Here is a 26,172-nt window from a genome sequence, read left to right as displayed (position 1 = left end):
GAGGAGCGATGAGCACGGACATCGAGTCCGGGCGTGTCGAGCTGGCGATCGGCGGGATGACGTGCGCGTCGTGCGCCAACCGCATCGAGCGGAAGCTCAACAAGATGGACGGCGTGACCGCGACGGTCAACTACGCCACCGAGAAGGCCAGCGTCGAGTTCGCCCCGGGGGTGTCCCCGGACGAGCTGATCGCGACGGTCGAGAAGGCCGGCTACACCGCCGAACTCCCGGCTCCGCCGAAGCCCGATTCCGGCAAGGAGGAGGAGCCGGACGACGGGCTGCGCCCGCTGCGCCAGCGGCTGGTCACCGCGGTCGTGCTGTCGTTGCCGGTCATCGCGATGGCGATGATCCCGGCGATCCAGTTCGAGGGGTGGCAGTGGCTGTCGCTGACGCTCGCCGCACCGGTCGTCGTGTACGCGGGCTGGCCGTTCCACCGCGCCGCAGCGATCAACCTGCGGCACGGCGCGGCGACCATGGACACGCTGATCTCGCTCGGCACGCTCGCCGCGTTCGGCTGGTCGCTGTGGGCGCTGTTCTTCGGCACCGCCGGTGAGCTGGGCATCAAGCACGGGTTCGAGTTCTCGATGACCCGCTCGGACGGGTCGATGAACATCTACCTCGAGGCCGCGGCCGGCGTGACCATGTTCATCCTGGCCGGACGCTACTTCGAGACCCGCTCCAAGCGCCGCGCCGGCGCCGCCCTGCGCGCCCTGCTCGAACTGGGCGCGAAGGAGGTCACGGTCGTCCGGGACGGGCGCGAGGAGCGCATCCCGGTCGACCGGCTCTCGGTGGGAGACGTGTTCGTCGTCCGTCCCGGCGAGAAGGTCGCCACGGACGGGACGGTCGAGGAGGGGTCGTCCGCCGTGGACGCCTCCATGCTGACCGGCGAGTCGGTCCCGGTCGAGGTCGGGCCCGGCGACACCGTGGTCGGCGCGACCGTGAACGCGGGCGGGCGCCTGCTGGTGCGCGCGACCCGCATCGGCGCCGACACCCAGCTCGCGCAGATGGCGCGCCTGGTGGAGGACGCGCAGACCGGCAAGGCGCAGGTGCAGCGGCTCGCCGACCGGATCTCCGGGATCTTCGTCCCGATCGTGATCGCGCTCGCGATCGGCACGCTCGGCTTCTGGATCGGCACCGGCGAACCGCTCGCCGGCGCGTTCACCGCCGCGGTCGCCGTGCTGATCATCGCCTGCCCGTGCGCCCTCGGCCTCGCCACCCCGACCGCCCTCATGGTCGGGACGGGACGCGGCGCGCAGCTCGGCATCCTGATCAAGGGCCCGGAGGTGCTGGAGTCCACCCGCGCCATCGACACCGTGGTCCTGGACAAGACCGGCACCGTCACGACCGGGCGCATGGCCCTGGTCGACGTCATCACCGCCGGCGGCGTGTCCGAGAAGGAGGTTCTGCGGCTGGCGGGGGCGCTGGAGAACGCGTCCGAGCACCCCATCGCCCAGGCCATCGCCAAGGGTGCGCTGGAGAGGGCCGGCGAGCTGGGCACGGTCGAGGACTTCGCCAACGTCGAGGGTCTCGGCGTCCAGGGGATGGTGGACGGTCACGGCGTCCTGGCGGGCCGTCCGCAGCTCCTGGCCGAGTGGTCGCAGCGGCTCACGCCCGACCTGGAGGCCGCCATGGCGGACGCGCAGGCGCTCGGCCGCACCGCGGTCGCGGTCGGCTGGGACGGCGAGGCCCGCGCGGTCATCACGGTCGCGGACCAGGTCAAGCCGACCTCGCGGGAGGCGATCGAGCAGCTGACGGGGCTCGGGCTGCGCCCGGTGCTGCTGACCGGCGACAACGAGAAGGTGGCCCGGACGGTCGCGGACGCGGTCGGCATCGACGAGGTCATCGCCGACGTCCTACCGCAGGACAAGGTGGACGTCGTCAAGCGCCTCCAGTCCGAGGGCCGCACGGTGGCGATGGTCGGCGACGGGGTCAACGACGCCGCCGCGCTCGCCCAGGCCGACCTGGGCCTCGCGATGGGCACTGGGACGGACGTGGCGATCGAGGCGTCCGACCTGACCCTGGTGCGGGGCGACCTGCGCGCGGCGGCGGACGCGATCCGGCTCTCCCGCCGCACGCTCGGCACCATCAAGGGCAACCTGTTCTGGGCGTTCGCCTACAACGTGGCGGCCCTGCCGCTCGCGGCGACGGGCCTGCTCACCCCGATGATCGCCGGCGGCGCGATGGCGTTCTCGTCGGTCTTCGTGGTCAGCAACAGCCTGCGCCTGCGCCGCTTCAAGGCGCTGACGGGTGCCGCGGACCGCTCCGTCGCGGCGAACTGACCCCCGGTCCACGAGCGCGCGGCCCCCACCCGGGGACCGCGCGCTCACGCATGTCCGGCGCCGGAACGAACGCCGGTCAGGGGCGGAGGACGGCCAGCAGCGAGGCCAGGGCCGGATCCCGCGCGGCGTCGTCGAACGCTTCGGTGAGGGTCGCGGCATAGGTGGGGGCGGCGTCGCGCTGGGCGGCGCGGCCCTCGTCGGTGATGACGGTGTAGACGCCGCGCCGGTCCTTGGGGCACATGTCGCGGCGGGTGAGGCCGGCGGTCTCCAGGCGGGCGACCAGGCGGCTGACGGAGCTCTGGTTGAGCCCGATGAGGTCGGCCAGCTCCTGCATCCGCAGTTCGCCCTCCTCGGCGCGGGACAGGCGGCAAAGCGCCCGGTACTCCGAGAGGCCGAGGCCGTGGCGGCTTTGCAGCGCCTTGGCGAGCCGGTGCTCGACGCGCCCGTGCAGCGTCACGACGCCGTCCCAGAGCAGCCCGTCCGCCGTGACCGGCGCCTTCTCGTCCACGTTCATCCCGCACCCGCTTCCTGGTTGACACCACCTTACATGCAGTGCCAATATCTGCATGTACATACAAGACATGCTTGTACATGCAAGTTGGGAGCCAACAATGATCGAACGCATCGCCACCACCCCCGACTGGTACGAGCCGTACCGGATCTCGCAGGCCGTCCGGGCCGGCGGGTTCATCCACGTGTCGGGACAGGCCGGCATCGACGAGCACGGGCGGACGGTTCCCGGCGGCTTCCTCGACCAGGGACGCCAGGCGTTCCGGAACGTCCAGCGGGTGCTGGCGGAGGCGGGGGCCGACCTGACCGACGTCGTGAAGATCGGCATCTTCGTCCGGGACATGGCGGCCGACCTCGACGGCGTCGTCCGGCTCCGCGAGGAGTTCCTCAGCAAGCCCTACCCCGCCGACACGCTTCTCGAGGTGTCCTCCCTGGCCCAACCGGATTGGCGGATCGAAGTCGAAGCCGTCGCGGTCGAACGGTGAACACGATGACCAGCCCGCTTCTGACCCCCTACGAGGGGCCTCGCATGAAGCTCCGCAACCGGATCGCCATGGCGCCGATGACGCGCGGGCGTGCGGACGACGCGACCGGCGTGCCACACCCGCTGACCCGGACCTACTACGCGCAGCGCGCGTCGGCCGGGCTGATCGTCACCGAGGGGCTGTGGCCGCATGTCCTCGGCAAGGGCGGGCCCGGCGTTCCCGGCCTGGTCACGGACGCGCAGGTCGCCGGGTGGCGCGAGGTCACCGAGACCGTCCACGCGGCCGGCGGGACGATCTTCGCCCAGCTCTGGCACGTGGGACGGATGACGCATCCCCTCAACCTGCCGGGCGGCGCGACGCCGCTCGCTCCGTCGCCGGTCCGGATCGAGGGGGAGCCGATCTACACCGGCGAGGGCGACGTCGAGCACGTCACGCCGCGCGCCATGACGACGGCCGAGGCGGAGGCGACGGTCGCCGACTTCGCCGCCGCCGCCCGCAACGCCCTCCGCGCCGGGTTCGACGGCGTGGAGGTGCACGGCGCGAACGGCTACCTCGTCCAGCAGTTCCTCGCCGAGAACACCAACCGGCGCACCGACCGGTTCGGCGGCTCCCGCGCCGGGCGGCTGCGGTTCGCGCTGGACGTCGTGGAGGCCGTGGCCGCCGAGGTGGGGGCCGGACGGGTCGGGCTGCGCATCTCCCCGCACAATCCGGAGAACGAGATCGCCGAGGAGGACCCGCAGGGCACCTACCGAGCGCTCGTCGACGCCCTCGACCCGCTCGGCCTCGCCTACCTGCACGTCATCGAGCGGGGCGCCTACGAAGCGCTGTCCGATCTGCGTCCACGCTGGTCGGGAACCTTGATCGGGAACTTCAACGGGCCCGACCCCACGTCCCAGGAGGCCGGTGAGGCCGCGGTGGCGGCGGGCCTGGCTGACGTCTTCTCCTTCGCCCGCCACTTCATCGCCAATCCCGACCTCCCCGCCCGCTTCGCCACAGGCGCGCCCCTGGCCGCCCCCGTCAGAAGCCTCATCTACGGCGGCGGCGGCGAAGGCTACGTCGACTACCCGGCGGCTCCGCCGCCCCAGCCGATCAACACAGAGCACCCTGCCGCGAACGCCCCGGCCTATGACTAGGGGTTACAGGGGGACGTCCCAGAAGGCCAGCTCGTGGCGCATGCCCTCCAGGAAGAAGCGCTCGGCCGTCGCGGTGTCGGCGCCGGACTCGTCGATCATCTGGGCGATGCGCGCGGTCAGTTCGGCGAAGCCGGGGTCCGCGTAGGTGTCGACCCAGCGGCGGTAACGCGGCTCGGACGGCGGGTTCTCGGCGAGACGCCGTCCGAGCGTGGAATAGCCCCACATGCAGGGGTAAAGGGCGGCGAGACCTTCGGAGTAGACGGCGGCGCTGTCCAGGAGGAAGGACGTGTAGGCGGCGCAGGCCGGGCCCATCTTCGCGCCGTCCAAGTCGGCGCCGAACTCGGCGGAGAGGGAGCGGTGCAAGTCGAGTTCGTCGTGGAAGGTCGAGTGGGCCAGGTCGACGAGGTCACCCACATGGGCGTTAGGAGCCTGCCACGCCAGGCGGGAGAACACGCGGACGTAGTCGTGCAGGTAGAGGTAGTCCTGTTCGAGCCAGGAGCGGAACACGGCCTCGTCCAGGTTCCCTTGGGCGATGCCCGCCACGGTGGGGTGCCTGAGCTGTTCCTCGACGAGGGGGCGGCCGAGTTCTTCCAGATGCGCGGCGAGGCTCATGACCGCCAGTCTGCCCCAGCGACCAGTCTGGCCCCAGCGACGACCAGACCCCGCCGGATCGTACGACCCGGCGGGGTCCTGGTCTTGCGGCCGGTGTGTGGGTCGCCTCTCGGCGAAACGCACAACACGGCTCCAGCCGGACGGTATTCCGTGAAGGCAAAAGGTGAGGCCCGGGGACACCAGGCACACCAGCCGTCATGTGTAACCGACGGGCCCCCGGGATTGTTCCCGCATCTCTGTGAAGGTTCCGGTACGCCGGATCGTGTGCCACCCCAAGCGTGACCCCAGGAGCGCGGTGACCACTGACTGGACGACCACCAGGTACATGAGCTGCCGGTAGACGAACTGTTGGAGCGGCAGTGCCCACAGTGGACGGACGGGTTCGCCGTCCAGCCATAGAGCGTAGGCACCGGCGGCGGCCTGCGCGGCGACGAACGCCGTCCAGGTGAGGACGGGCGTTCCGGGGTCTAGGAAGAACAGGCCGAACAGGGCGAAGAGGTCCACGGCCGGTGCGAACAGGGGAAGGAGCACCTGGAACACCGTCAGGTAGGGCAGGCAACGGCGTCCGAAGCGCCCCGAGACACCGGTCTCGATGACGGAGCGGCGGTGCTTCCACATCGCCTGCATCGTGCCGTAGCACCAGCGGTAGCGCTGCCTCCACAACTGCCGCAGCGAAGACGGAGTCTCCGTCCAGGCAATCGCCTTCTCCTCGTAAACGACGCGCGCCCCGGTGCGGCAGATCGCCATGGTGAGGTCGGTGTCCTCGGCCAGAGTGTCGTCTGGCACGCCTCCCACCTCGTCTAGGAGCGACCTCCGGAACGCGCCGATCGCACCGGGGACGGTCGGCATGCACTGCATGATGTCGAACATCCGCCGGTCGAGGTTGAATCCGATGACGTACTCGATGTGCTGCCAGCGTCCGAGGATTCCGCCCCGGTTGGCGACTTTGGTGTTGCCGCTGACCGCCCCCACGCTCGGGTCCACGAACGGCGCGACGAGATGCCGGATGGTGTCGCGCTGGAAGACCGTATCGCCGTCCACCAGCACGAGGATCTCGGACCGGGCCACGAACATGCCCGTGTTGAGCGCGCTGGGCTTGCCGCCGTTCGGCTTGCGGATCAGGTGGACACCCGGCAGGCCGATCGTCTCGACGATGGCGGGGGTGCTGTCGGTGGAGCCGTCGTCCACCACGATCACTTCGACGGTGCCCGGATAGTCGGTGTCGAGGAGGGACGCGATCGTCGCCGCGATCCCCACCTCCTCGTTGTAGGCGGGGACGATCACCGACACGGGCGGGAACGGATCGGGCGGCAACTCCCCGATCTCCCTTATCTCCGGCATCACGGGCGGACGCGGCCGGCGGACGCGGCGCACGTGGACGTGCGCGAACACCACCAGCAGCAGGAGCCTCAGCACGTACAGGATCCCGGCGACGGCGAACAGGACGCCCATCGTCCCGGTGAGCGCGGACGCGGCGCGCTGGGCGGCGACCAGCGTCCAGCCGACGGCCTTCTCGGGCGCGGGCACCGAGACCTCCGCCGGAGGCATGCCGAGCGCCTGCGTGAGCGTGGTGAACCGGTATCCCTGCGGCTGGAGCCGGTCGAGAATCCGCTCCACCGCCGCGACGGTCTCGGCCCGGTCGCCGCCGGAGTCGTGCAGCATCACGACCGCGCCCTCGCCCCGCCGCTCCGCCGCCAGCGCCGCCTGGACGATCTTCGCGGCGCCGGGACGCGCCCAGTCCTCGGTGTCGCGGTCGGCGAGGACGACGATGTACCCGTCCGCCCCCGCCCGTTCGGCCGCGCGCCACTCCGGCGCGGTCAGGCCGTCCGGACGGGACGAGTACGGCATCCGCATCAGCCGGGTGTGGACCCCGGCCGCGCCCGCGAGCGCCCGCTGCGTGAGGCCCATCTCCAGCCGTCCCCGCCACGCGGGCGCGGTGGCCAGGTCGACGTGCGTGTACGTGTGCGAGCCGATCTCGTGGCCCTCGCGGAGGATGCGGCGGGTCAGCGCCGGGTTCTCCGCGACGTGCGCGCCGACGGTGAAGAAGGTGGCGCGGGCGCGGCGGCGATGCAGGACGTCCAGGATCCGCGGCGTCCATTCGGCGTCGGGCCCGTCGTCGAACGTCAGCGCGATCGTCTTCGGCGGCATGCGGCGGCTGCGCGCCGTTCCCTCGGCGAGATTGAGCACCGGCCCTCCGCCACGAACCTGAGCTGGAGCCGGTGCCGGACGCTTTGGCGCGTCCCTGGGCGCCTCACCGACGGCACCGTGCGCGAAGCCGTCCAGGAGAAGGAGCACGGTGATGGCCAGCCCACCGAGCAGGAGCAGAACCCAGTGCCCCCGTGGTTCGCTGCGTCGCACGGTCAGCCGTTCTTCTTCTTGCGGCCCCATGCGGGCGGGGTCGCAGTGGAGTTGCCCGGATGCGCCGTGGACGTGCTGCCCGCCTGCGTCGGCGCCGCCGTAGACGACGGCGCAGGCGAGGACGTAGGCGCCACAGGAGAAGTCGTAACCACGACCCGTCCGGGAGGTACCGGCGGCCTAGCGGCGGCGGGCGGTTGCGTGGTTCTGGTCGGCGTGACCTGGGGGTGGCTCACTTTCACGCGCGGATGAGGGGACGGCTCACTCCACGGCGTCAACGGCACATCCGGCCCCGTCGCCATGCCGAGGCCCAGTGCGCTCAGGAACACGATGAGGAGAGCACCGGTGAGCAGGCCCACCCGCCGTCCGAGCCGCCCCCGCCATCCGGACGCGTCGACGAAGACGGGGGCCGAACCGTGCAACGGTCGTGTCTCGGTGGCCGGTTCGGCCAGCGGCTCCGCAACCGGCGGTATGCCGGTGACAAGGAGTTTGTCCCGGTTTTGCGGGGAGTTACGGGTCATCATCGTCCAGTAATCGGAGCGGGAGGGGACGTACCGGCGCGCGGACGTCACTCGTTCAGCGCGAACCCGCGCGTACGTGTCACACCACGCTGAGAATTTCTGCACAATGGCGCGATGGACGAGGACGAACTCGGTCGCGCGCTGCGAGCGGCGCAGGACGGCGACGAGGAGTCCTTCCGCCTGCTCTACCGCGACGTCCAGCCGCGCCTGATCAGGTTCGCCGGCGCGCTCGTCGGCGCGGACGCCGAGGACGTGACGTCGGAGGCGTGGCTGCAGATCTCCCGCGACCTGCGCTCTTTCCGCGGCGACCTCGACGGCTTCCGCGGCTGGACCGCGACGATCACCCGGCACCGCGCCCTGGACCATCTGCGCCGCAAGTCCCGCCGGCCCGGCTCCGACCTGCCCGTCGAGGAACTGGTCACGATCGCCGCGCGCGGCGACACCGAGCTGGACGCCCTGGACGGCATCGCCACCGAGGAGGCACTGAAGCTGATCTCCGAACTCCCCCCCGACCAGGCCGAGGCGGTGTTGCTGCGCGTCGTCGTGGGCCTGGACGCCAAGTCGGCGGGCAAGGTCCTCGGCAAGCGCCCCGGGGCGGTCCGCACCGCCGCCTACCGGGGCCTGCGCCGCCTCGCCGACCGGCTGCCGGACCCGGGCGCCGCCCGGCCGCTGGTTCAGGGTGACAAAAGGGGCGGTACCGGCGCTGAAGGGGTGACATGAGCGACCACACCGAGTCCGGACGGCTCGACCAGCGCACCGCCGAGCGCCTGCTCGACGGCGGGGACGGGCACGCCCCGCTGCACGCCCCGCTGCAGGCACTGCTCTCGGCCGCCGCGGCGCCCGGCCGCGCCGGGGAGTTCGCGGGCGAGGACGCCGCCGTCGCCGCCTTCCTGGCCGCCCAGGCTCCCGCGGGCAGGTCCCGGCTGGCTCTGCTGCGCGGGCTCCTGACCGCCAAGGTCATCGCGCTGGTCGGCGGCTCGCTGCTGCTGACCGGGGGTGTCGCCTTCGCGACCGGGAACTTTCCCGGCCAGAAGCCGCTGCCCGCCCCGTCCCCGACGCATGGCCGGGACGGCGGCGGCCACGACAGCACCCCGGCGACGCGGTACACGCCCACGCCGCGGCACACCTCACCGTCGCCCTCGCCCTCTCCCTCGGCCACGAGACAGCGCGGCAAGTCGGGTGCGCCCGGCCAGCAGAAGAAGCAGAGCCCGACCCCGCGAAGCACCAGCACTCCGCCGCGCAGCCCTGGAATCAACAACGGCAACACGCCGACCGCCAACCCCGGCAAGGCGAAGGGCAGGGCCACGAACAACACCGGCGCCGCGAACAACACCGGCGAGAACCCGGGCCAGAGCGACAAGTCATAGGGACGGCCCCGGCACGGCGATCAGAGGCAGCCTTCGAACTGGGGTACCTCCACGTCCGACAGGTCGAGGCCGGACGTGCCGAACCACTTGTGCATGAACTCGGCCATCGTCCCGTCCTGGTACATCTGCGTGATGGCCCGGTTGAGCGCCTCGCACCCGCCGGGGTCGCCCTTGCGGATCGCGATCCCCGTCCGCCGCTCGCCGAACCTGGCGTTCAGCAGCCGGAACCCGTCACCCTGCCGCGTCTTCAACCCGGCCAGGATCGTGTCGTTCGTCGTGATCGCGTCGATGCGGCCGTCCCGCAGCATGGTCATGCAGTCGTCATAGGACCGCGCCGCGACCGGCACCGCCGGCACCTGCCGCTCCACGGTCACGGCCTCGGCCGCGCCCGACCCGGTGACGGCGCAGATCTTGCGGCCCCGGAGGTCGCGCACGCCCTTCACGTCCTTCTCGCCGGCCCGGACGAGGATGTCCTGGTACGACAGGAGGTACGGACCGGCGAACGCGAGCCGCTGCGTCCACTCGGGCTCCAGCCAGAACGTCAGGACCATGTCGACGTCGCCCTCGCGGAGCAGGCGCTCGCGATCCCGCGCCAGCGCCGGAACGAACCTGACCTTCTTCCCCATCCGTTCGGCCAGGTAGCGGGACACGTCCACGTCCAGGCCCTCGAACGTCCCGTCGGGCCGCTTCAACCCGATGCCCGGAAGGTCCGGCCGGACGCCCGCCACCAGCGTCTCCTTGCCGAGGATGGACGTCCCCTCCCCGCCGCCGCACCCGCTCAGCACGAGGCAGGCCGCCAGCACCACCGCGATCGGTCGCCGCATCCTCCGGCCTCCCGACTCCAGGCGCCCTGATCCCAACGAGCAGGGAGCCCCACGGAAAGCGTCGCAGCCAACAACGTCGCAGCCAACCGAACGGCCCTCCACCCGCTGACCGCATCCGGCCCATCGCCCGGGTGATGGGCCGGTCGGCGCGTTCGACCGGCTACGTCGCGCCGCGCTCCTACTGCGTGACGGGGCGGAGGGTCTCGGCGTCGGTCACCGAACGGTAGTAGCAGGTGGGGCGGGCCTCGCCGGACGCGTCCTTGGTGTGGCAGGCGCCGCCGGTGGTGCGGTTGACCAGGTACAGCAGGGAGTTCTGCTCGCAGTTGACGCGGACGTCGACCAGTTCCAGGACGTCCCCCGAGGTCGCGCCCTTGCGCCAAAGCTCGTTGCGGGACGTCGACCACAGCACGGCGATCTTCTCGTCCAGCGAGGCATTGAGGGCCTGGTCGTTCGCGTAGCCGATGAACAGGACATCGCCGGTGGCCGCGTCCTGCAGGACGACGGGGACGACCCGCGCCCCGGTCGCCGCGACGCCGGCGAGCTTGTCGAAGTCCAGGGTGAGGCGGGTGCCTTCTTCGAGTTCGTTCACCCCGCCATCCTGCCCGGCGCGCCGGCCCGCGTCGTCCCGACACTCGGCCGCCGCCGGGCCGTCCGCTACGCGGCCAGGATCGACCGGACGGTCGCGATCACGATCCGGCCGGTGTCCTCCGGCTTCAGGCGGTCGGCGCGGTTCTCCTCCGCGGCGCCGTGCAGGACGTATTGCACGACGTTGACCAGCCATGTGACGGGCATGTCGGTGCGGAAGACGCCTTCGTCCTGGCCCCGGCGGACGAGCTCCTCGAGACGTGCCGCGGGCCCGGCGTGCAGTTCGCGGACACGTCCGGCGGGAAGGGTGCCCTGGGCCGCCGTCAAGAGCGCCGTCGACTCGGCCACAAGGGACCAGCTGGACTCCAGCAGCCGGACCAGGACGTCTTGCGCAGGCCCGCTGAGATCGACCTCCGACAGCACCTCTTCGCCGGCGCGCAGCGCGTCGGCCATGGCGGCCTCGACGAGTTCCTTCCGGTTGCGGAAGTGGCCGTAGAGCGTCATCCGTCCCACGCCGGCTGCCTTGGCGATGTCGTCGATGCTCGCGTTCGGGTCCCTGCTCAGGCACTCGCGTGCGGCGGACACGATGCGGGCGATGCTGCGCTCGGCGTCCGCGCGCCGGCGCCGGCCGGTAGGGGCGGTTGGCATGCCCCTCACCCTAACTCGTACACGAAAGTACGTGTTACTCTCCACTAAGTCGTATGTAGACGTACGAGTTAAGGAGTTGTGATGACATCGGAGGCACCCGCGCCCGCAGCCGCGCATCCGCTGCGCTGGCGCATCCTGGGATTCCTCGGCGTGGCCCAGCTCATGCTGATCCTCGACGTCACCGTCGTGGCCATCGCGCTGCCGCACATCGGGACCGACCTGGAGCTGAGCCGCCAGGCAGTCACCTGGACGGTCAGCGCCTACACCCTGACGTTCGGCGGGCTGATGCTGCTCGGCGGACGGACCGCCGACCTCATCGGCGCCAAGCGCGTCGTCCTCGCCGGCCTGCTGATCTTCACGGCCGCGTCCCTGGTGACCGGTCTCGCCGGGACGGGCGGCATGCTGATCGGCGGCCGCATCGCGCAGGGGCTCGGCGCGGCGCTGCTGTCGCCCGCAGCCCTGTCCCTCGTGGTGGGCCTGTTCGACGGCGACGAGCGGAACAGGGCGCTCGGCGTCTGGTCCGCGCTCGGCGGTGGCGGGGCCGCCCTCGGCGTCCTGCTCGGCGGGGCGCTGACCGCCGGTCCCGGCTGGCCGTGGGTCTTCTACGTCAACGTCCCCATCGGGCTGGTGATCATCGCCGCGCTCGCCCGGATGCTGCCGCACCAGGCCGTCGCCGCGCCCCGTCCCCGGCTGGACGTCCTCGGCGCGCTCCTGGTCACGGCCTCGTCCGCCGCCCTGATCTACGCGTTCATCCGCGCCGGAGACGACGGCTGGCTCACCGCCGCGACCGGCTGGCTGGTCCTGCTCGCCCTGATCGGCTACGCGGCGTTCGTGACCAGGCAGAAGACCGCCAGATCACCCATGATGGACGTGTCGCTCCTGATCAGGCGGCCGGTGGCGACCGGCACCTTCCTGATCCTCATGGCGACCGCCCTGATGATCGCGGTGTTCTTCCTCGGCACGTTCTACTTCCAGCACGGCGAGGACTACGGCGCCCTGCGCACCGGCCTGATGTTCCTGCCCGTCGCGGTCGCGACGATGCTCGGCGCCGACCTCACCGGCCGGACGATCGCCAAGGCCGGACCGCGTCGCCTCGCCGTCGCCGGCCTGCTGACCGCCGCCATCGGCATGGCCCTCCCCGCCCTCTCCCTGAACCCGTTGACCGTCGTGATCGGCACGGCCGTCGCGGGCGCCGGGACGGGCGCGATGTTCGTCGTCGCGTCGGCGACGGCGCTGGGCCAGGTGGCGCCGCACGAAGCCGGCATCGCCTCGGGCATCGTCAGCACGTTCCACGAGTTCGGCGCGTCCATCGGAGCCGCGGTGATCTCCAGCGTCGCCGCGGCGAGCCTGACCGGCGACACCCTGGACGGCTTCACCGACGGCTTCGTCCTCGCCGCGATCGCCGCCGCCGTCGCCGCCCTCGCGGCCGCCGCCCTCACCCCGCCCCGCAGCCACGCGCCGCAAGGCACTTGACCTTGACCCGCGGGTCAGGGGTTAGCGTCTCGGCGCCGTGTCCGGGTGCCAAGCCCGGACCCCCAGGGTCGAGGAGCGTCCCATGTCGTCCACTACCTCCCGCATAGTGCAGCTCGCCGCACTGCCGGACGGCCTGCCGAGGCCGGAGCATTTCGCCGTCGTCCAGGCGCCCATGCCGGTGCCGGACGACGGCGAAGTGCTCGTCCGGAACCGCTTCTTCCAGGTCTTCCCCGCCTTGCGCACCCTGATCGGCGGCGGTGTGAAAGGCACCCCCTTCCCGCCGCTGCGTCCAGGCGACGCGTTGTTCGGAGCGGCGATCGGCGAGGTCGTCTCGGCGCCGCCGGACGCCGGGGTGCGCCCCGGCGACCTCGTCCAGCACTGGCTCGGCTGGCGCGAGCACGCCGTCATGCCCGCCGCCGAATGCACGCCCCTGGACGGCACGCTCCCCGACCCGGCCGCCCATCTCGGACAGGCGGCCGTCGTCTACACGGCGCTGACGCGGGACGCGCCGGTCCGTCCCGGCGACACTGTGTTCGTCTCAGGCGGCTCCGGCGGAGTCGGTTCGCTGGCCGGCCAGTTCGCCCGCCTGCTCGGCGCCGACCGAGTGATCGGGAGCACCGGCTCGCCGGACAAGGCCGCCCGCCTGGTGTCGGAACTCGGGTACGACGCGGCGTTGGTCCGGGGCGAACGGCCCATCGCGGAGCAACTGGCGGAAGCCGCACCCGAGGGAATCGACGTCCTCGTGGACAACGTCGGCGGCGAGCAGCTTCGCGCCGCGATCACCGCGGCTCGTCCGGGCGCGCGGTTCGTCATCGTCGGGACGCTGGCCGGACAACTCTCACCGAACGGGACCGGCACCACGGCCCCGGTCGAGATCGACACGTTCCAACTGATCGCCAAGCGCATCGAGATGCGCGGTTTCGCCGGGCTCGACGACACCGGCCCGCACCCCGAGTGGGCCGAACGCTTCGGCGCCTGGCTGCGCTCGGGCGCCGTCACCTTCCCGCACGCGCGCATCGCGGGCATCGATCAGGCACCGCGGGCGTTGCACGAACTGATCAGCGGACAACACCTGGGAGCCGTCATCGTCGAACTGTAGGCGGCTGGAGGAGGACCCATGCAGATCAGCGACGCGGCGGCGGCCGCCGGGACGACCCCGCGGGCACTGCGCTTCTACGAGCAGCGCGGACTGCTGCCCCCGCCGTCCCGCACCCCCGGCGGGCAGCGCCGGTACGGCCCCGCCGAGGTCGCCCGCGTGCTGACCATCCGGCGGCTGCTGTCCCTGGGTCTCACCGTCGAGGACGTCCGCGGCTGCGCCGACCGGCTCCACCTCCTGGACGGCGACGAACTCCCGCCCTACGACGGCCCCGCCTGTGCGCAGAGCACCGGAACCGCCCGCCGCCGCCTCGCCGCCCTCGACGCCGAAATCACCCGCCTGACCCGCCTCCGCAACGACCTCGCCGCCCGGATCGGCGTCCCGCCACGCGATGCCCCGGCCGACGAGCCCGCCACGTGACCGCCGTACGAGGTGGCCGGGTCGCCGGGGAAGTGGCCGGGTCGCCGGGGAAGCTGCGGGGCCGCCGTCCGGAACGTGAAGCCCGCGCACACTGTGATCATGACGGTAGTGGAGACCGAGCGTCTGACCCTGCGTCCTCTGACGGGCGACGACTTCGACGACTACGCGGCGATGATGGCCGATCCCCAGGTGGCGGACGGCCTGGCCGAGCCGGTCGGCCGGTCCCCGGCCGACGCGTGGCGCAGCCTGGCGCTTTTCATGGGGCACCGCGAGATCCGCGGCTACTCCCACTGGGCCGTGGTCGAGCAGGCGACAGGCCGTTTCGTCGGACGCGCGGGCCCCTGGAAGCCGCACGGCTTCCCGGGCCTCGGCGTCGGCTGGTGCCTGGCCCGCGCGCACTGGGGCAAGGGCTACACCGCTACCTCCGCGAAACCGACCACAAGGGCGCGCCGGCCCTCATCTACGGCCAGCAGAATCCCGCCCGGTAGAGCGCACATCGAGTCGTTGTCGTGCCACGAGGACTTGAGCCGAACGACGATCCGCAGTGGCGCGCGGTCTCACGTGGACGACGGCCGTTTCGTATCCTCCGGGGCTGCGATCGGGCACACTGTGTGTATGAAGGGGCAGAGTGCAGCGCCGTTCAGTTACGCCCAGACCAGGCCGTACGAGGTGGCCGGATCGCTGGACGAGTTGCAGGGGCCGGAGCACGGCGTGGTGGTGCTTCCACTGGAACTGGCCTGGGGAGGCCGGACCGAGTTCGATCTCGATAACGACTACGACCGGTCGGCCGTTTACAAGATCGTGTTGGAAGAGGGCGGTGTGGAGCACCAGCGGCGGCTGATCAACGGACGGCTGCTGATGGAACACTGGGACGAGATCCTCCCGGCGCGTCCAGTCCGGGCCCTGTGGGAGCGGCGCTTTCCCCAGCTGCGGCATGCCGCCTGATGGATCGCTTCCAGCACCGGCTGGCCGGCATCGCGCTGGAGGTCGTCGGCGACCGGGGGTTTGTGCTGGGCGGGGGACATGCCGTCCAGCTCCACGGGATGGGCACGCGTCCCTCGGAGGACATTGACCTGTTCTCCTCTCAGCGAGGCAGCCCAGAGCAGGTGGCCGACGACGTCATCGCCGCCTACACGCAGCAGGGTCTACGAGTTGAGGTGGCCCGGCGTACTCCGGATCTCGTCCAGATGACGGTTGCCGATTCCAATGGCCATGCCTGCAAAGTGGATCTTGGGGTGTTCTGGCAGGCTCACGCCCGGTGATACTGGAGATCGGTCCGGTGCTGCACCCTGACGATGCCGTGGCCGGCAAGATGGACGCCCTGTTCAACCGCTGGGCACCGCGCGATTTCCTGGACATCGACGCGATTCTAGTCAGCGGGCGGTACGGCCACGACCGCCTCCTGGCCGTTGCGGCTCAGCACAATCCGGGCTTCGAGACTGCGCTGTTCGCCGAGTCACTCTCCTACCTGCACCGCATTCCAGACCGGGACTTCACCGCCTACGGCGTCACCAGTGCGGAGGTCAGGGCGATGAGGGACCGATTCGCTGCCTGGGAGCGAATGGTTTCACCATAGGAGTACATACTGCTGCGTAGTTTGCAAGTAGGGCTGCGTGGCCCTTTCGCCAGTAAATCGACTGTCGGGAAGCAGAGCCTTCTCCAATCGCTTCAGACTGTGCTCTCCGAAGCGTTGCCCTTGAGATGACTGAGCAGTGCTCCCCACGCCTCCGGACTCAAGGCGAGACGCGGTCCATCTGGGTCCGTCGAGTCGCGGATGCCGACTATGGCATGGTGCCCGGTCGGCAGGCGAGCACACTCAACACAGTTCTGGGACTGACTGCCGCTGCGGCTGCTCTTTCGCCAGTAAATCATCTACTGCTCCTCTCGAGCGCCAGAGTCTGAAGCTCGCGGATAGCCTGTTCGATTCGTTGGCGGCTCTCAGTCTCCGGCAGAGCGACCTTACACAGCTCTGCCTGAATGTCTCGGTACGCTGCGATGTCGTCCTCCTCCTCGACGAAGATCGTCCGCCGGAGCGCGTCAACGATAGCGATGGGGAAGTTCCCTGCTTCAACGTCCAGGATCGTGAACGATCCGTCAACACCCGGGTTCTTGGGGGCTGCGAACGGCAGGAGTTGCAAGTGGACGTTCGACCACTCCATGAGTTCGAGCAGGTACCGGAGTTGGTCGACCATGACCAGGCGTCCACCCATGCATTGGCGGACCGCAGCCTTACCACCACTTTGATCGTCAACGGATCCGGGCGCGTGAGGGCCTCCTTGCGAGCCATGCGGTATGCGACGCCTTCATCAATGTCGCTCAGCCCGCTGCTGGGGACGGATGCCATGACGGCGTACGCGTACTCGGGGGTCTGGAGGAGCCCGGGGATGAGGTCGGCGTGGTACGTGAAGAGTTCCGAGGAGTCCTGTTCAAGCATCACATATTCGCCGTAGTTAGGTCCTTTCCCCGGGAGCTTGTGACGCCGGATCCAGTCGCGGGAACGGCCGCCGGTGGCGAGGCCGACCAGCGCGCTTCTCAGGTCGTCGCCCTCCTCGATGCCGTACATCATGAGGATGTAGTTGACCTCGTGGACGCGGGCCACGACCTGGGCGTTCTCCATCCGGCTGAGGGCGGACTTGGAGATGCTGAGGAAGGCGGCGGCCTCGTCGAGGGTCAGGCCGCGCTCTTCGCGGATCTTGCGTAGCTGGACACCGAGTCGCCGGCGGCGAACGGTCGGGGGTCGTTTCGCCATGACACTGATTGTCACTGAGACAACACGGACCGTCATGCGACTTCCAAGAAGCGGGAAATCCCGCTTTCCGTAAGTCTCGCGGGGCCGTCCTCCCCCTCTCGATGAAGCGGTTGTGGGCTCTCACCTGGGCATTCATGCTTGCGGGCGTTGCTTACCGAAGGGAGTGAGGCTATGACGCCTTGCGAGCCGGGGCCCGAGGACATGCGGTTGCTCGGGACGATCACGATGCCCGGTGTGCCGAGGTCGGCGCAGACGGCGCGGGCATTCGTGCGTAGGATCGCGCCGCACATCGAAGACGAGGCCATGGCCGACGTCGTTCTCTGTGTGGACGAACTGGTCGCGAACGCGTGCGAGCACACCGCGTCCGGCACTGGCGGGCAGGTCACCGTCGTGGTGAGCGCCCGTGAGGACGTGCTGCGCGTGACCGTCCTCGATCAGGGCGGCGCCCAGGAGCAGCCGCGCGTGCGCACCGACACCTTCTCAGAGGACGGCCGGGGCCTGTTCCTCGTGGACGCTCTCTCGAAGAGTTGGGGGTCGCACCCCGCGTTGAACGGCACCGTCGTGTGGGCGGAGTTCCATGCTGTGCCAGTGGTGGGTAGCTGAGCAACCTCGCCATGATGGTGCAGGGCCACGGGACCGTGCCGCTCCGCGCGACACAGGGCCGCCGTCCGGGAGGGGAAGACGATGATCGTGAGACCTGCCGAACCCGCCGATCTGCCGACGCTCGCGCCGCTGTGGCGGGCGGCCTGGCTCGACGGGCACGTGGGACACGTCCCCGCCGAGCTGATGGACGAGCGGGGCCCCGAGCACTTCGCGGTCCACGCCGAGAAGTACGCGGCCTCCACCCTCGTCGCCACCGGGCCGGGCGACCGGATCCTCGGCTTGATCATCCTCGGCGATGACGACGGCGAGGTGATCCAGCTCGCCGTGGACGGCTCCGCTCGCGGTCAGGGCGTCGGCGGCGCGTTGTTGCGGAGTGCGGAGGATCGGTTCCGGGGCGGGCATCGCCAGGCGTGGCTCGCGGTCGTCCCGGGCAACACGCGGGCCCGGCGCTTCTACGAGTTGCACGGATGGCGCGACACCGGCCCCCTCACTTACCGCGCCCCCACCGCGACCGGCACGGTCGACGTCCCCGTCCACCGCTACGTCAAGGACCTGAACGCCGGGGACGCAGAAGCCCCCGGCCGGTCGGCCGGGGGGCCTGCGTGAGAGCCCGGGGACGCCGGTCGGTCCGCGGGGACTCGCGTCCTCACCCCCAATCCTGGGGCGTCCTCAGACAGAAGTCCAAGAGATAGAACTGATCGAATCGAGCAGTGTCCCTTATAGGTCAGATCTCCTTGAGGAAGCCGGAGTCGACCGCGTAGTCGGCGCCGGTCGTGCTGGCCGAGCGCGGGGAGGCGAGCAGGGCGACCACGTCCGCGACCTCCTGCGGCGTGGCGAGACGCCCCGTCGTGAGGCTCATCATCTCCGCGGCGCCACCGTCCAGCACCGCGTCACGGTCGGAGCCGGTCGCCGCGGCGATGATGTCGGCGGCGCCGCCCTCGTCCGTCCACCACGGAGTCCGGACCGGGCCCGGCGAAACCGCATTGACCCGGATGCCCTGCGGCGCGTACTCCTCCGACAGCCCCTTCGTCAGGTTGTTCAGCGCCGCCTTGGCCGCGTTGTAGTCGAAGTTCATCGGGCCTGGCCGCCGCCCGTTGCCCGACGAGACGTTCACGATCGCCGCGGCGTCACTCTCCAGCAGGTGCGGGATCGCCGCCCGCACCGCCCGGACCACCGCGAACAGGTTGAACTCGAACATGGCGCGCCAGTCGTCGTCCGACGGGGTCAGGAAGCCGAACCGGGGCAGCTCCGCGCCCGGCGGCGGACCGCCGGCGTTGTTGACCAGCACGTCGAGCCGCCCGAACGCCTCCACCGCGCGCTCGACGGCCGCCGCGGGGGCGTCCGGGTCCATGAGGTCGGCCGGGACGTGCAGCAGGTTCGGCCCGGCGAGGGCGTCCAGTTCCGGCCCGCCCTTGCGCGACACGGCGACCACGCGGGCCCCTTCGTCCAGCAGCGTCCGCACGACCGCCAGCCCGATCCCCTTCGACGCCCCGGTGACGATCGCAACGCGTCCGGCAAGCCGCAAGTCCATGAGTTCCCCTCCCAAGAGCGAGCACGCCCGATCGAGCGTTCGCCCCAAGAACCCCACCGCGCGCAGGCCGGTTGCACTGCGTTGCGCCAGCCCGCTTCGCTGCGGCAAACCCTCAAGCGTCCGAATTCAGGAGAGCGGTTGTGAACAGGCGCTAACGGAGGGCGTCGTAGACGCCGGCGGCGACGGCTCCGTAGGCCAGGTGAGGGACGGCGTCGACGATCCAGTCCGAAGCCGACCAGTCACGGGGATCCGTCAGCCCCAGCACGGTCATCGGGACGCTCGACCCGGCCATCGCGAGCCCTGTCAGCACCATGGCCGCGACCGGTTTCGGAACGCTGCGGCGTCCGGCGACCAGGCCGTACGCGAGCGCGGCGCCGAGCCCCGTTCCGAAGCCGAGCATCGGCCCCAGGCCCGCCTTCCGGTTCTCCGCCTTCTCGCCGTCGCCGAGATCGACTCCGGCGGCGTCCGCCAGCTTCTCCACGCTCTGCTCGGGCGTCGTGCTGGCGGGACGCCCCCGAACCGCCATGTCCAGATATGTCACAACGTTGAGGGCGGTCGTCCCGGCGGCTCCGGCGATCAGTCCACGCGTCAGCTTGTCCATGCCTTGGCGCTACCCGCCCATTCCGCGAACCCACCACGTCCCGGGACCGATCGGACGGGACGGCATAGAGACCCAGGCAGCGGGTAGCCCGTGCGCATCTCGGGGGAAATCGTGGGGGGACGAGGTAGACCGATGAAGGAGTCGATCCGGCTCGGTCACATCGCCGGTATCAGGATCGGGCTCAACTACAGCGTGCTGCTGATCGTGGTGATCCTGGTCTTCGGGCTGGCGTTCGGCCGGTTCCCCGCGGTGCATCCGGGACTCTCCACGTGGGCCTACGTCGTGGCCGGCCTGGTGAGCGCGATCTTCCTCCTGGCGTCGCTGCTGGTCCACGAACTGGCGCACGCGATCGTCGCGCGCCGCAACGGCATCGAGGTCTCCGGCATCACGCTGTGGCTGCTCGGCGGCGTCGCCCAGCTCCGCGGCGAACCGCGCAGCGCGGGCGCGGACCTGCGCATCGCCGTCGTCGGCCCGCTCGCCAGCCTGGCCGTGGGCGGCGTCTTCGCGATCGCGGCGGTCGTGGCGCACGCCGCCACCGGACCCGGCCTCGGCGTGGACACGCTCGCCTACCTGGCCGGCATCAACGGGATCCTCGCCGCGTTCAACCTCGTCCCCGCGGCCCCCCTCGACGGCGGCCGGGTCCTGCGCGCGTTCCTGTGGTGGCGCCACGGCGACCGGACCTCCGCCGCCATCACCGCCGCCCGCGCCGGACGCGTCTTCGGCTACCTCCTCATCGCCTTCGGTTTCCTCCAGTTCGTCGTCGGAGTCGGCTTCGGCGGACTCTGGCTGGTGCTGATCGGACTCTTCCTCGTCGGCGCCGCCAGCTCCGAGGAACAGCAGACGCGGGTCAACGCGGCACTGCACGGCTTGCGCGTCCGCGACGTCATGACCCCGAGCCCCGTCGTGACCGACGCCGCGCGTTCGGTGCAGGACCTCATCGACGAGGTCGTCCTCACCCACCGCTTCTCGACGTACCCGCTGGTCGAGGACGGCCGCCTGGCGGGCCTGGTGACGTTGAACCGCATCCGTTCCACCCCGCCCGAAGAGCGCGCGACGCGCCGCCTCGCCGACATCGCCTGGCCGCCGGACGAGGTCCCGACCGCCCATCCGGACGACCCGCTGACCGACCTGCTGCCCCGCATGGCCGGCCGCGCCGACGGCCGCGCCGTCGTGCTGGGCGACGGCGCCCAGGTCGTGGGCGTGGTCAGCCCGAGCGACATCAGCCGGGCGATGCACACCAGCGACTTCCGCGGCAGCCGCCCCTACCCGCCCCCGCGCGGCGCCGACATGACGTTCCCGCACGACAGAGGCCCCTGACCGCACATAGGTCCGCCCGCCACGACGTCGTGGCGGGCGGACCTATGTGCGGTCACGGGTGGACGGCCCGGGTCACCGGCGATCAGGTGTCGCTGGTGACCTGCTCGGAAACGGCGGCGTGCTTGGCGTGTGCACCGTGGCCGCCGAGGTCGGCGCGCCGTCCGGCGGGAATGGCACCGGCGATGGCCGCGGCCAGCAGGGCGACGCCGCCGCCGATCAGCAGGCCGACGCGGAAGCCGTTCTCGGAGGCGAGCTCGTGGCCGCCGAGGTTGATGGTCAACTCGGCCAGGACGACGCCGATGACGGCCGCGCCGATCGAGGTGCCGAGCGAGCGCATGAGGGTGTTGAAGCCGTTGGCGGCGGCGGTCTCGCTGAGCGGCACCGAGCCCATGATCAGTGCGGGCATCGCGCCGTAGGCGAGCCCGACCCCGCAGTTGATGATCATCAGGCCGACCATGAGGCCCCAGGCCGCCCCCATGAGCGCCAGGGACGCGCCGTAGCCGGCGGCCACCACCAGGATTCCGCAGATCAGGGTGAACTTGGGGCCGCGGATGTTGGTGAGCTTTCCGCCGAACGGGGAGACGAGCATCATCATGATCCCGGCGGGCGCCATCCACAGGCCCGCGGCCAGCATCGACTGGCCGAGGCCGTAGCCGGTCGCCTTGGGGTACTGCAGCAGCTGCGGCACGATCAGCATCGACGAATACATGCCGACGCCGACGAAGATCGAGGCGAGGTTGGTCATCAGCACCCGGGGGCGGGCCGTGGTGCGCAGGTCGACGAGCGGCTGCCGGGTACGGATCTCCCAGAATCCCCAGGCGACCAGCATCACGACCGCGGCGACGAACAGGCCGAGCGTGGTGGCGGAGGACCAGCCCCAGTCGGCGCCCTTCGACACCGCCAGCAGCAGGCAGACCAGGCCGATACCGAGCCCGATCGCGCCGGGGGCGTCGAAGCGCTCACCCTTCGCCCCGGCCGGGACGTTCGGGATCAGCCGCCAGATCAGGACCGCGATGATCACGGCCATGGCGGTCGCCCCCCAGAACAGCACGCGCCAGCTGGTGTACTCGGCGACCGCGGCGGCGACCGGCAGGCCGAGGCCGCCGCCGATGCCCATCGACGCGCTGACCATCGCGATGGAGGAGCTGAGCTTCGCCGGCGGCACCACGTCCCGCAGCAGGGCGATGCCGAGCGGCACCATGCCCATGCCCATGCCCTGCAGGCCACGTCCGATGATCATGGGGACGACGGAGGACGACAGCGCGCACACCACCGAGCCCGCGATCAGCGGCGCGGCGCAGACGAGGAGCATGGGGCGCTTGCCCACGAGGTCGCCGAGACGGCCGAAGACCGGCACGCAGACGGCCCCCACCAGCAGGGTGACCGTGATGACCCACGCACTGTTGGACGGCGAGGTGTGCAGGATCCTGGGCAGGTCCGCGATGAGCGGCGTGACCAGTGTCTGCATGATCGCCGCCGTGATGCCGGCGAAAGCCAGCGTGGCGACCACGCCGCCCGATCTGGCGGCGTGCTGAGGGGCGTCCATGACGCGACTCCTTGGCTTGTCGTCGTATCCGTCCGGCCGTCGGACCGGAACCGCACGTGCACGATACACTTAATATGTATCCGGCACATATTATGTGTGTTGCATACCTCTCCGCAGTGGCGGAGATCTCTCTGCGAGGATGGAGGCGGGACGCCCCGAAGGCGCGGGCTCCCCCGGCGGGAGGAGGCGCACCGGCCATGATCAGGCCCACGCACGAGGTCGAGTACGAGCAGATGCTGCTCAGCCGCCACGAGGTCATGCCCCGCCGGGCCAGGCTGCTGGAGCGCAGCGCCTACGTCCTGCTAAGCCGAATCCGCCTCCAGGGGCCGATGACGATCGGGGAGCTGAGCGACGCCTTCGGGCTGGACGCCTCCACCCTCAACCGGCAGACCGCCGCGGCGATGCGCGCCGGACTCCTGGAGCGCATCCCCGACCCCGAGGGCGGCATCGCCCGCAAGTTCCGCATCACCGGCAAGGGCGCCCGCCTCCTCGACGAGGAGCGCGCGATCATCACCAACGGCCTCGACAAGGTCATGGCCGAATGGTCCGACGAGGACATCGTCACCTTCGCCGCCTACCTGCGGCGCTTCAACACCGACATCGAACGCCTCAGCGGGCGCCCCTGGCCGCGTCCCGCCGACACGGACGCCAGACCAGTGGAAAGCGTCTGACCGATCTCCCCGGAGCCGCGCCGGCAGGCGGGTGGGCTGTCGCGCCAGTCGCTCAGGTGCGGCACCCGTCCCGGTACGGGACGCCCGGGGCGTAGCGGGCCCACGTGGCCGGATCGAGTGGGGCGGATACCCGCTGGCAGGCCCAGCGCAGAGGATCGGCGCGCAACCGGCTCAGGCCGCGCAGATCCCACAGGACGGCGGCGTGACCGGCGCCTCCGGCGGCCAGCGTCAGACCGTCTCGCGAAAAGGTGAGGGCCTGCCCGGCCGCCGGCAGCGGGTCGCCGAGTGATCGTGGACGCCTGCGGTCGGTCATGTCCCACAGCCGGACGGAGCCCGCCGCCACGGCCAGGGTGCGGCCGTCCGGCGAGAACGCCAGCCGCTGGACGTACTGGCGGGGGCCGGCCAGAGGCTGCCCCAAGGGTCTCGGCCGCGTCCGGTCGGCGAGATCCCACAGCAGCACTCCCGGTTCCTGCCCGGCGGTGGCGAGAGTCCTGCCGTCCGGGGAGAACGCCACCCTGGCCGACTCGACCTGCCCCCGCAACCTGGCGACCGGACGGGACACGTCGCCGACGTCGTAGAGCGCGACCTCCGATCCGAGTGCCGCCGCGATGGTGCGGCCGTCCGGCGAGAAGGCGAGATCGGCCGTCGTGGTCGTCTGCCCCGCGGGCACCCGGCCCAGCCTGCGCGGACGGTCCGGTTTCGTCACGTCCCACAACGTCACCGCCGGGTATCCGGCGATCGCGAGAAGCCTGCCGTCGGGCGAGAAGGCCATGGCGTGCGGGGCGTTGGTGTAGTCGGTGAGCGCGTCCGTCAACAGCTTCGGCCGGTCGGGGTCCTCGACGTCCCAGAGGGTCGCGGCCGGATCGCCGGTTCCGACGGCAAGGGTCCGCCCATCCGGGGAGAGTGCCATCGCCTCGACGGCCTGCCCGGGCCGCCGTATCGAGCGGGAAGACAGAGGACGTGCGCTGGTGTCCCACAACCGCACCGTGTCACCTCCGGCCACCGCCGCCAGCGCCGTCTTCCCAGAGAGGACGGCCTCCGACACCTCAGTGGGGAATCCGCCGAGCGCGATGCCCGTGTTCCGGGGGCGGTGCGGCGCGATCATGTCCCAGAGGATCACCTGGCCCGCGCGGCCGGCGGTGACGAGCAGGTCACCCCGGGGAGACAAGGCAGCGTGGTCGATGTCGCCGGAGTGCGCGACGGTGAGACGCTCGGTGACGCGCGGCGGCCCCCCGGGGACGAGCTCCGACCGCACCACGGACTGTCCGATCGCAGTGATCAGCGAGCCGCCCTGGGGCGGGAAGACGGAAGCCCTGGTCGTCCAGAAGGCCCCGGTGGGCCGTTTGAAATGCTTCAGGCGCCGCACCGTGTTCTTCGCGACGCCGAAGACGGACGTCCCGTCCATGCCGGACGCGGCGACGACGGCGCCGTCCCGCGACATCGCCAGTTGCATGATCGCGCCTCTGCTGGCGGCCCACGGCCCGGCCACCCGGTGGGGCTTGGCCGGGGTGCGCACATCCCACGTCGAACTGAGGCCGCTCCGGTATCCGACCGCCATGGTGGGTGAGGCGTCCGCGAACGCCACGGACATCACGGGGTCGCCCGATGCGCTGGTGATGGACGCGGCGGTGCGACGGCGTGTCACGTCCCACAGGACGAGCCGGCTGCCGTAACAGGTGGTGAGGATCCGGCTGTCCGCCGAGAACGCCAACCCGCTGACAGGGGCGATCTCCACCTCGGGCAGTGCGATCGGTACGGGCCGGGCAGGGACGGCGATGTCCCACAGTCGCAGTACACCGTCGCCTCCCGCGGCCAGGAACCGGCCGTCCGGCGACAGCGCCAGCTCGTCGACGAAGAGCCCCGGGGACGGGATGCGGCCCACGGGTAACGGTCGCCGGCCTTCGGGCAGGCTCCACAGGTGGACCGAGTAGCCGTCCGCGACGGCGAGGATCCGGTCGTCCGAGGCGACCGCGATCCCGCTGACCGCCCGGAACCTGACCGGGAGGACGGTGGCCAGGGAAGTCCCGGCGAGGGTCTGGATCAGCGCCGCCTGCGTCTCGGGACCCGGCAGAGCGGCGTACGCGGCGGTGGTCAGCCGCAGCGCGGTGTCGACATCGGGCGGCGCGGCGTTCCGGGCGGCCTCGGCGGCGGCGACCAGCGCCCGCGCGGCCGCCCTCCCCTGCTGGTCCCGAGCCCGCCTGGTGGCGCCGACCGCGAGCGTCGCGGCCACCAGGGCACCGACCAGCAGCACGCACGACACCGAGAGCACGGACGCCGCGACCCGGCGGAACAGCCGTCGCTGCCTGCGTTCCACGCCCTCGATCTCGTCCTTTCCGACCCCGTGGACGGCGGCGGACAGCCCGGCGGCGTCGTTCCGGAACCGCCGGTCCCCGGCGGGGCCCTCCCGGCCGTCCCGGGCCCAGCGGAGGTCCACGAAGTTCGGTTCGTCCGGCAGCCAGCCCGAGAGGCACCGCGGGAGGGCGGTGGTCCGCGCCCAGTCGAAGTCGGAGGCGTCCTCGTCCCAGTCGATGTCGCCATCGGTGAGCGCCAGCAGCAGCGTTTCCGACGTCCGGTTGTCCCGCCACCAGGTGACCTCTCGCGCGACCCAGGGCGACGCGGCCGCCTTGGACGAGGCGAGCAGGATCAGATACTCCGAACGTTCGAGGGAGCGTTCGATGGCGCTCCAAAGGCTCGGATCCGCTGGCAAGCTCGTCGTGTCGCGGAAGACCCGGAGCGCGTACGGCCGATACCAGGGACGGGCGATCACCCGGAGTTCGTGTTGCAGAGCCTTCGCCGTCTCGATGTCGGCTTCGTGGCTGTAGGAGATGAAGGCGTCGTATCGCATG

General features: G+C 71.1%; 26 protein-coding genes and 1 pseudogene. 15 read left to right on the top strand and 12 right to left on the bottom strand.

What is annotated here, in order from left to right; translation table 11 throughout:
• The first annotated feature begins 8 nt into the window (after positions 1 to 8).
• Positions 9 to 2,279, top strand: coding sequence for a heavy metal translocating P-type ATPase (locus SM418_RS25780; RefSeq protein WP_371943753.1), 2,271 nt, complete (start codon positions 9 to 11; stop codon positions 2,277 to 2,279).
• 76 nt (positions 2,280 to 2,355) lie between these two features.
• Here the strand turns inward: SM418_RS25780 and SM418_RS25775 are convergent, their stop codons facing one another.
• Positions 2,356 to 2,793 (bottom strand): MarR family winged helix-turn-helix transcriptional regulator, encoded by a 438-nt coding sequence (locus SM418_RS25775; RefSeq protein ID WP_371943754.1) that lies wholly within the window; start codon positions 2,791 to 2,793, stop codon positions 2,356 to 2,358.
• Positions 2,794 to 2,890: 97 nt separating this feature from the next.
• Here SM418_RS25775 and SM418_RS25770 point away from each other — a divergent pair, with 97 nt between their 5' ends.
• Complete coding sequence (locus SM418_RS25770) at positions 2,891 to 3,274, top strand: RidA family protein (protein ID WP_371943755.1); 384 nt, start codon at positions 2,891 to 2,893, stop codon at positions 3,272 to 3,274.
• Between the two features lie 5 nt (positions 3,275 to 3,279).
• Entirely contained in the window at positions 3,280 to 4,407 is a 1,128-nt protein-coding gene (locus SM418_RS25765; protein WP_371943756.1) for an alkene reductase, read from the top strand.
• 3 nt (positions 4,408 to 4,410) lie between these two features.
• Here SM418_RS25765 and SM418_RS25760 read toward each other — a convergent pair whose 3' ends face one another.
• Entirely contained in the window at positions 4,411 to 5,019 is a 609-nt protein-coding gene (locus SM418_RS25760) for a TenA family protein (RefSeq protein WP_371943757.1), read from the bottom strand.
• 195 nt (positions 5,020 to 5,214) lie between these two features.
• Positions 5,215 to 7,206 (bottom strand): bifunctional polysaccharide deacetylase/glycosyltransferase family 2 protein, encoded by a 1,992-nt coding sequence (locus SM418_RS25755; protein ID WP_371943758.1) that lies wholly within the window; start codon positions 7,204 to 7,206, stop codon positions 5,215 to 5,217.
• An 803-nt stretch (positions 7,207 to 8,009) separates the two neighbouring features.
• On the opposite strand from SM418_RS25755, the gene SM418_RS25750 reads away from it, so the two are divergent.
• Positions 8,010 to 8,615, top strand: coding sequence for an RNA polymerase sigma factor (locus SM418_RS25750; RefSeq protein ID WP_371943759.1), 606 nt, complete (start codon positions 8,010 to 8,012; stop codon positions 8,613 to 8,615).
• Positions 8,612 to 9,262: a hypothetical protein gene (locus tag SM418_RS25745; protein ID WP_371943760.1), complete on the top strand. Its 651-nt coding sequence runs from the start codon at positions 8,612 to 8,614 to the stop codon at positions 9,260 to 9,262. Before SM418_RS25750 ends, SM418_RS25745 begins: the two co-directional genes overlap by 4 nt.
• A gap of 20 nt (positions 9,263 to 9,282) precedes the next feature.
• Here SM418_RS25745 and SM418_RS25740 read toward each other — a convergent pair whose 3' ends face one another.
• From SM418_RS25740 to SM418_RS25730, 3 genes are all read right to left on the bottom strand, one after another.
• Entirely contained in the window at positions 9,283 to 10,086 is an 804-nt protein-coding gene (locus SM418_RS25740; protein ID WP_371943761.1) for a transporter substrate-binding domain-containing protein, read from the bottom strand.
• A gap of 178 nt (positions 10,087 to 10,264) precedes the next feature.
• Positions 10,265 to 10,675, bottom strand: coding sequence for a phosphoribosyl-AMP cyclohydrolase (locus SM418_RS25735; RefSeq protein ID WP_371943762.1), 411 nt, complete (start codon positions 10,673 to 10,675; stop codon positions 10,265 to 10,267).
• Between the two features lie 65 nt (positions 10,676 to 10,740).
• Entirely contained in the window at positions 10,741 to 11,319 is a 579-nt protein-coding gene (locus SM418_RS25730) for a TetR/AcrR family transcriptional regulator (protein ID WP_371943763.1), read from the bottom strand.
• 81 nt (positions 11,320 to 11,400) lie between these two features.
• Here SM418_RS25730 and SM418_RS25725 point away from each other — a divergent pair, with 81 nt between their 5' ends.
• From SM418_RS25725 to SM418_RS25700, 6 genes are all read left to right on the top strand, one after another.
• Entirely contained in the window at positions 11,401 to 12,792 is a 1,392-nt protein-coding gene (locus SM418_RS25725; RefSeq protein WP_371943764.1) for an MFS transporter, read from the top strand.
• An 82-nt stretch (positions 12,793 to 12,874) separates the two neighbouring features.
• Complete coding sequence (locus SM418_RS25720; protein ID WP_371943765.1) at positions 12,875 to 13,891, top strand: MDR family NADP-dependent oxidoreductase; 1,017 nt, start codon at positions 12,875 to 12,877, stop codon at positions 13,889 to 13,891.
• Between the two features lie 18 nt (positions 13,892 to 13,909).
• Entirely contained in the window at positions 13,910 to 14,308 is a 399-nt protein-coding gene (locus tag SM418_RS25715; protein WP_371943766.1) for a MerR family transcriptional regulator, read from the top strand.
• 99 nt (positions 14,309 to 14,407) lie between these two features.
• Positions 14,408 to 15,253 (top strand): GNAT family N-acetyltransferase, encoded by an 846-nt coding sequence (locus SM418_RS25710; protein WP_371943767.1) that lies wholly within the window; start codon positions 14,408 to 14,410, stop codon positions 15,251 to 15,253.
• The gene (locus tag SM418_RS25705) at positions 15,253 to 15,570 is read left to right on the top strand and encodes a nucleotidyl transferase AbiEii/AbiGii toxin family protein (RefSeq protein ID WP_371943768.1); all 318 of its coding nucleotides are present in this window, start codon (positions 15,253 to 15,255) and stop codon (positions 15,568 to 15,570) included. The genes SM418_RS25710 and SM418_RS25705 overlap by 1 nt, the downstream gene beginning before the upstream one ends.
• A complete protein-coding gene (locus SM418_RS25700; protein ID WP_371943769.1) occupies positions 15,567 to 15,884 on the top strand; it encodes a hypothetical protein in 318 nt (105 codons plus the stop codon). The genes SM418_RS25705 and SM418_RS25700 overlap by 4 nt, the downstream gene beginning before the upstream one ends.
• 92 nt (positions 15,885 to 15,976) lie before the next feature.
• Here the strand turns inward: SM418_RS25700 and SM418_RS25695 are convergent, their stop codons facing one another.
• Entirely contained in the window at positions 15,977 to 16,180 is a 204-nt protein-coding gene (locus tag SM418_RS25695; RefSeq protein ID WP_371943770.1) for a DUF397 domain-containing protein, read from the bottom strand.
• Positions 16,177 to 17,057 (bottom strand): annotated as a pseudogene (locus SM418_RS25690) (helix-turn-helix domain-containing protein). Before SM418_RS25690 ends, SM418_RS25695 begins: the two are co-directional and overlap by 4 nt.
• Before the next feature lie 171 nt (positions 17,058 to 17,228).
• On the opposite strand from SM418_RS25690, the gene SM418_RS25685 reads away from it, so the two are divergent.
• Together SM418_RS25685 and SM418_RS25680 are read left to right on the top strand one after the other, a co-directional pair.
• Positions 17,229 to 17,660: an ATP-binding protein gene (locus SM418_RS25685; RefSeq protein ID WP_371943771.1), complete on the top strand. Its 432-nt coding sequence runs from the start codon at positions 17,229 to 17,231 to the stop codon at positions 17,658 to 17,660.
• A gap of 81 nt (positions 17,661 to 17,741) precedes the next feature.
• Complete coding sequence (locus SM418_RS25680) at positions 17,742 to 18,266, top strand: GNAT family N-acetyltransferase (RefSeq protein WP_371943772.1); 525 nt, start codon at positions 17,742 to 17,744, stop codon at positions 18,264 to 18,266.
• Positions 18,267 to 18,384: 118 nt separating this feature from the next.
• On the opposite strand, the gene SM418_RS25675 is transcribed toward SM418_RS25680, so the two are convergent.
• Positions 18,385 to 19,191, bottom strand: a complete 807-nt coding sequence (locus SM418_RS25675) for an SDR family NAD(P)-dependent oxidoreductase (RefSeq protein ID WP_371943773.1) — start codon at positions 19,189 to 19,191, stop codon at positions 18,385 to 18,387.
• Positions 19,192 to 19,342: 151 nt separating this feature from the next.
• Positions 19,343 to 19,792: a hypothetical protein gene (locus tag SM418_RS25670; RefSeq protein WP_371943774.1), complete on the bottom strand. Its 450-nt coding sequence runs from the start codon at positions 19,790 to 19,792 to the stop codon at positions 19,343 to 19,345.
• Between the two features lie 132 nt (positions 19,793 to 19,924).
• Between SM418_RS25670 and SM418_RS25665 the strand changes: the two genes are divergently transcribed.
• Entirely contained in the window at positions 19,925 to 21,109 is a 1,185-nt protein-coding gene (locus tag SM418_RS25665) for a site-2 protease family protein (protein ID WP_371943775.1), read from the top strand.
• A gap of 82 nt (positions 21,110 to 21,191) precedes the next feature.
• Here SM418_RS25665 and SM418_RS25660 read toward each other — a convergent pair whose 3' ends face one another.
• Positions 21,192 to 22,655 carry an MFS transporter gene (locus tag SM418_RS25660; RefSeq protein ID WP_371943776.1) on the bottom strand — a complete coding sequence of 488 codons (1,464 nt, stop codon included), beginning with the start codon at positions 22,653 to 22,655 and terminating at the stop codon, positions 21,192 to 21,194.
• 197 nt (positions 22,656 to 22,852) lie between these two features.
• On the opposite strand from SM418_RS25660, the gene SM418_RS25655 reads away from it, so the two are divergent.
• On the top strand, positions 22,853 to 23,326 hold the full coding sequence (locus SM418_RS25655) for a MarR family winged helix-turn-helix transcriptional regulator (protein WP_371943777.1): 474 nt from the start codon (positions 22,853 to 22,855) through the stop codon (positions 23,324 to 23,326).
• 52 nt (positions 23,327 to 23,378) lie between these two features.
• Here SM418_RS25655 and SM418_RS25650 read toward each other — a convergent pair whose 3' ends face one another.
• Positions 23,379 to 26,171, bottom strand: coding sequence for a TIR domain-containing protein (locus SM418_RS25650; RefSeq protein WP_371943778.1), 2,793 nt, complete (start codon positions 26,169 to 26,171; stop codon positions 23,379 to 23,381).
• Position 26,172 lies beyond the last annotated feature (1 nt).

It is taken from the genome of Actinomadura chokoriensis, assembly GCF_041463665.1.
GTDB classification, from domain to species: domain Bacteria; phylum Actinomycetota; class Actinomycetes; order Streptosporangiales; family Streptosporangiaceae; genus Spirillospora; species Spirillospora chokoriensis_A.
Note: the sequence above shows the minus strand (reverse complement) of the source record. Positions and strands in the feature narration are given on the sequence as shown.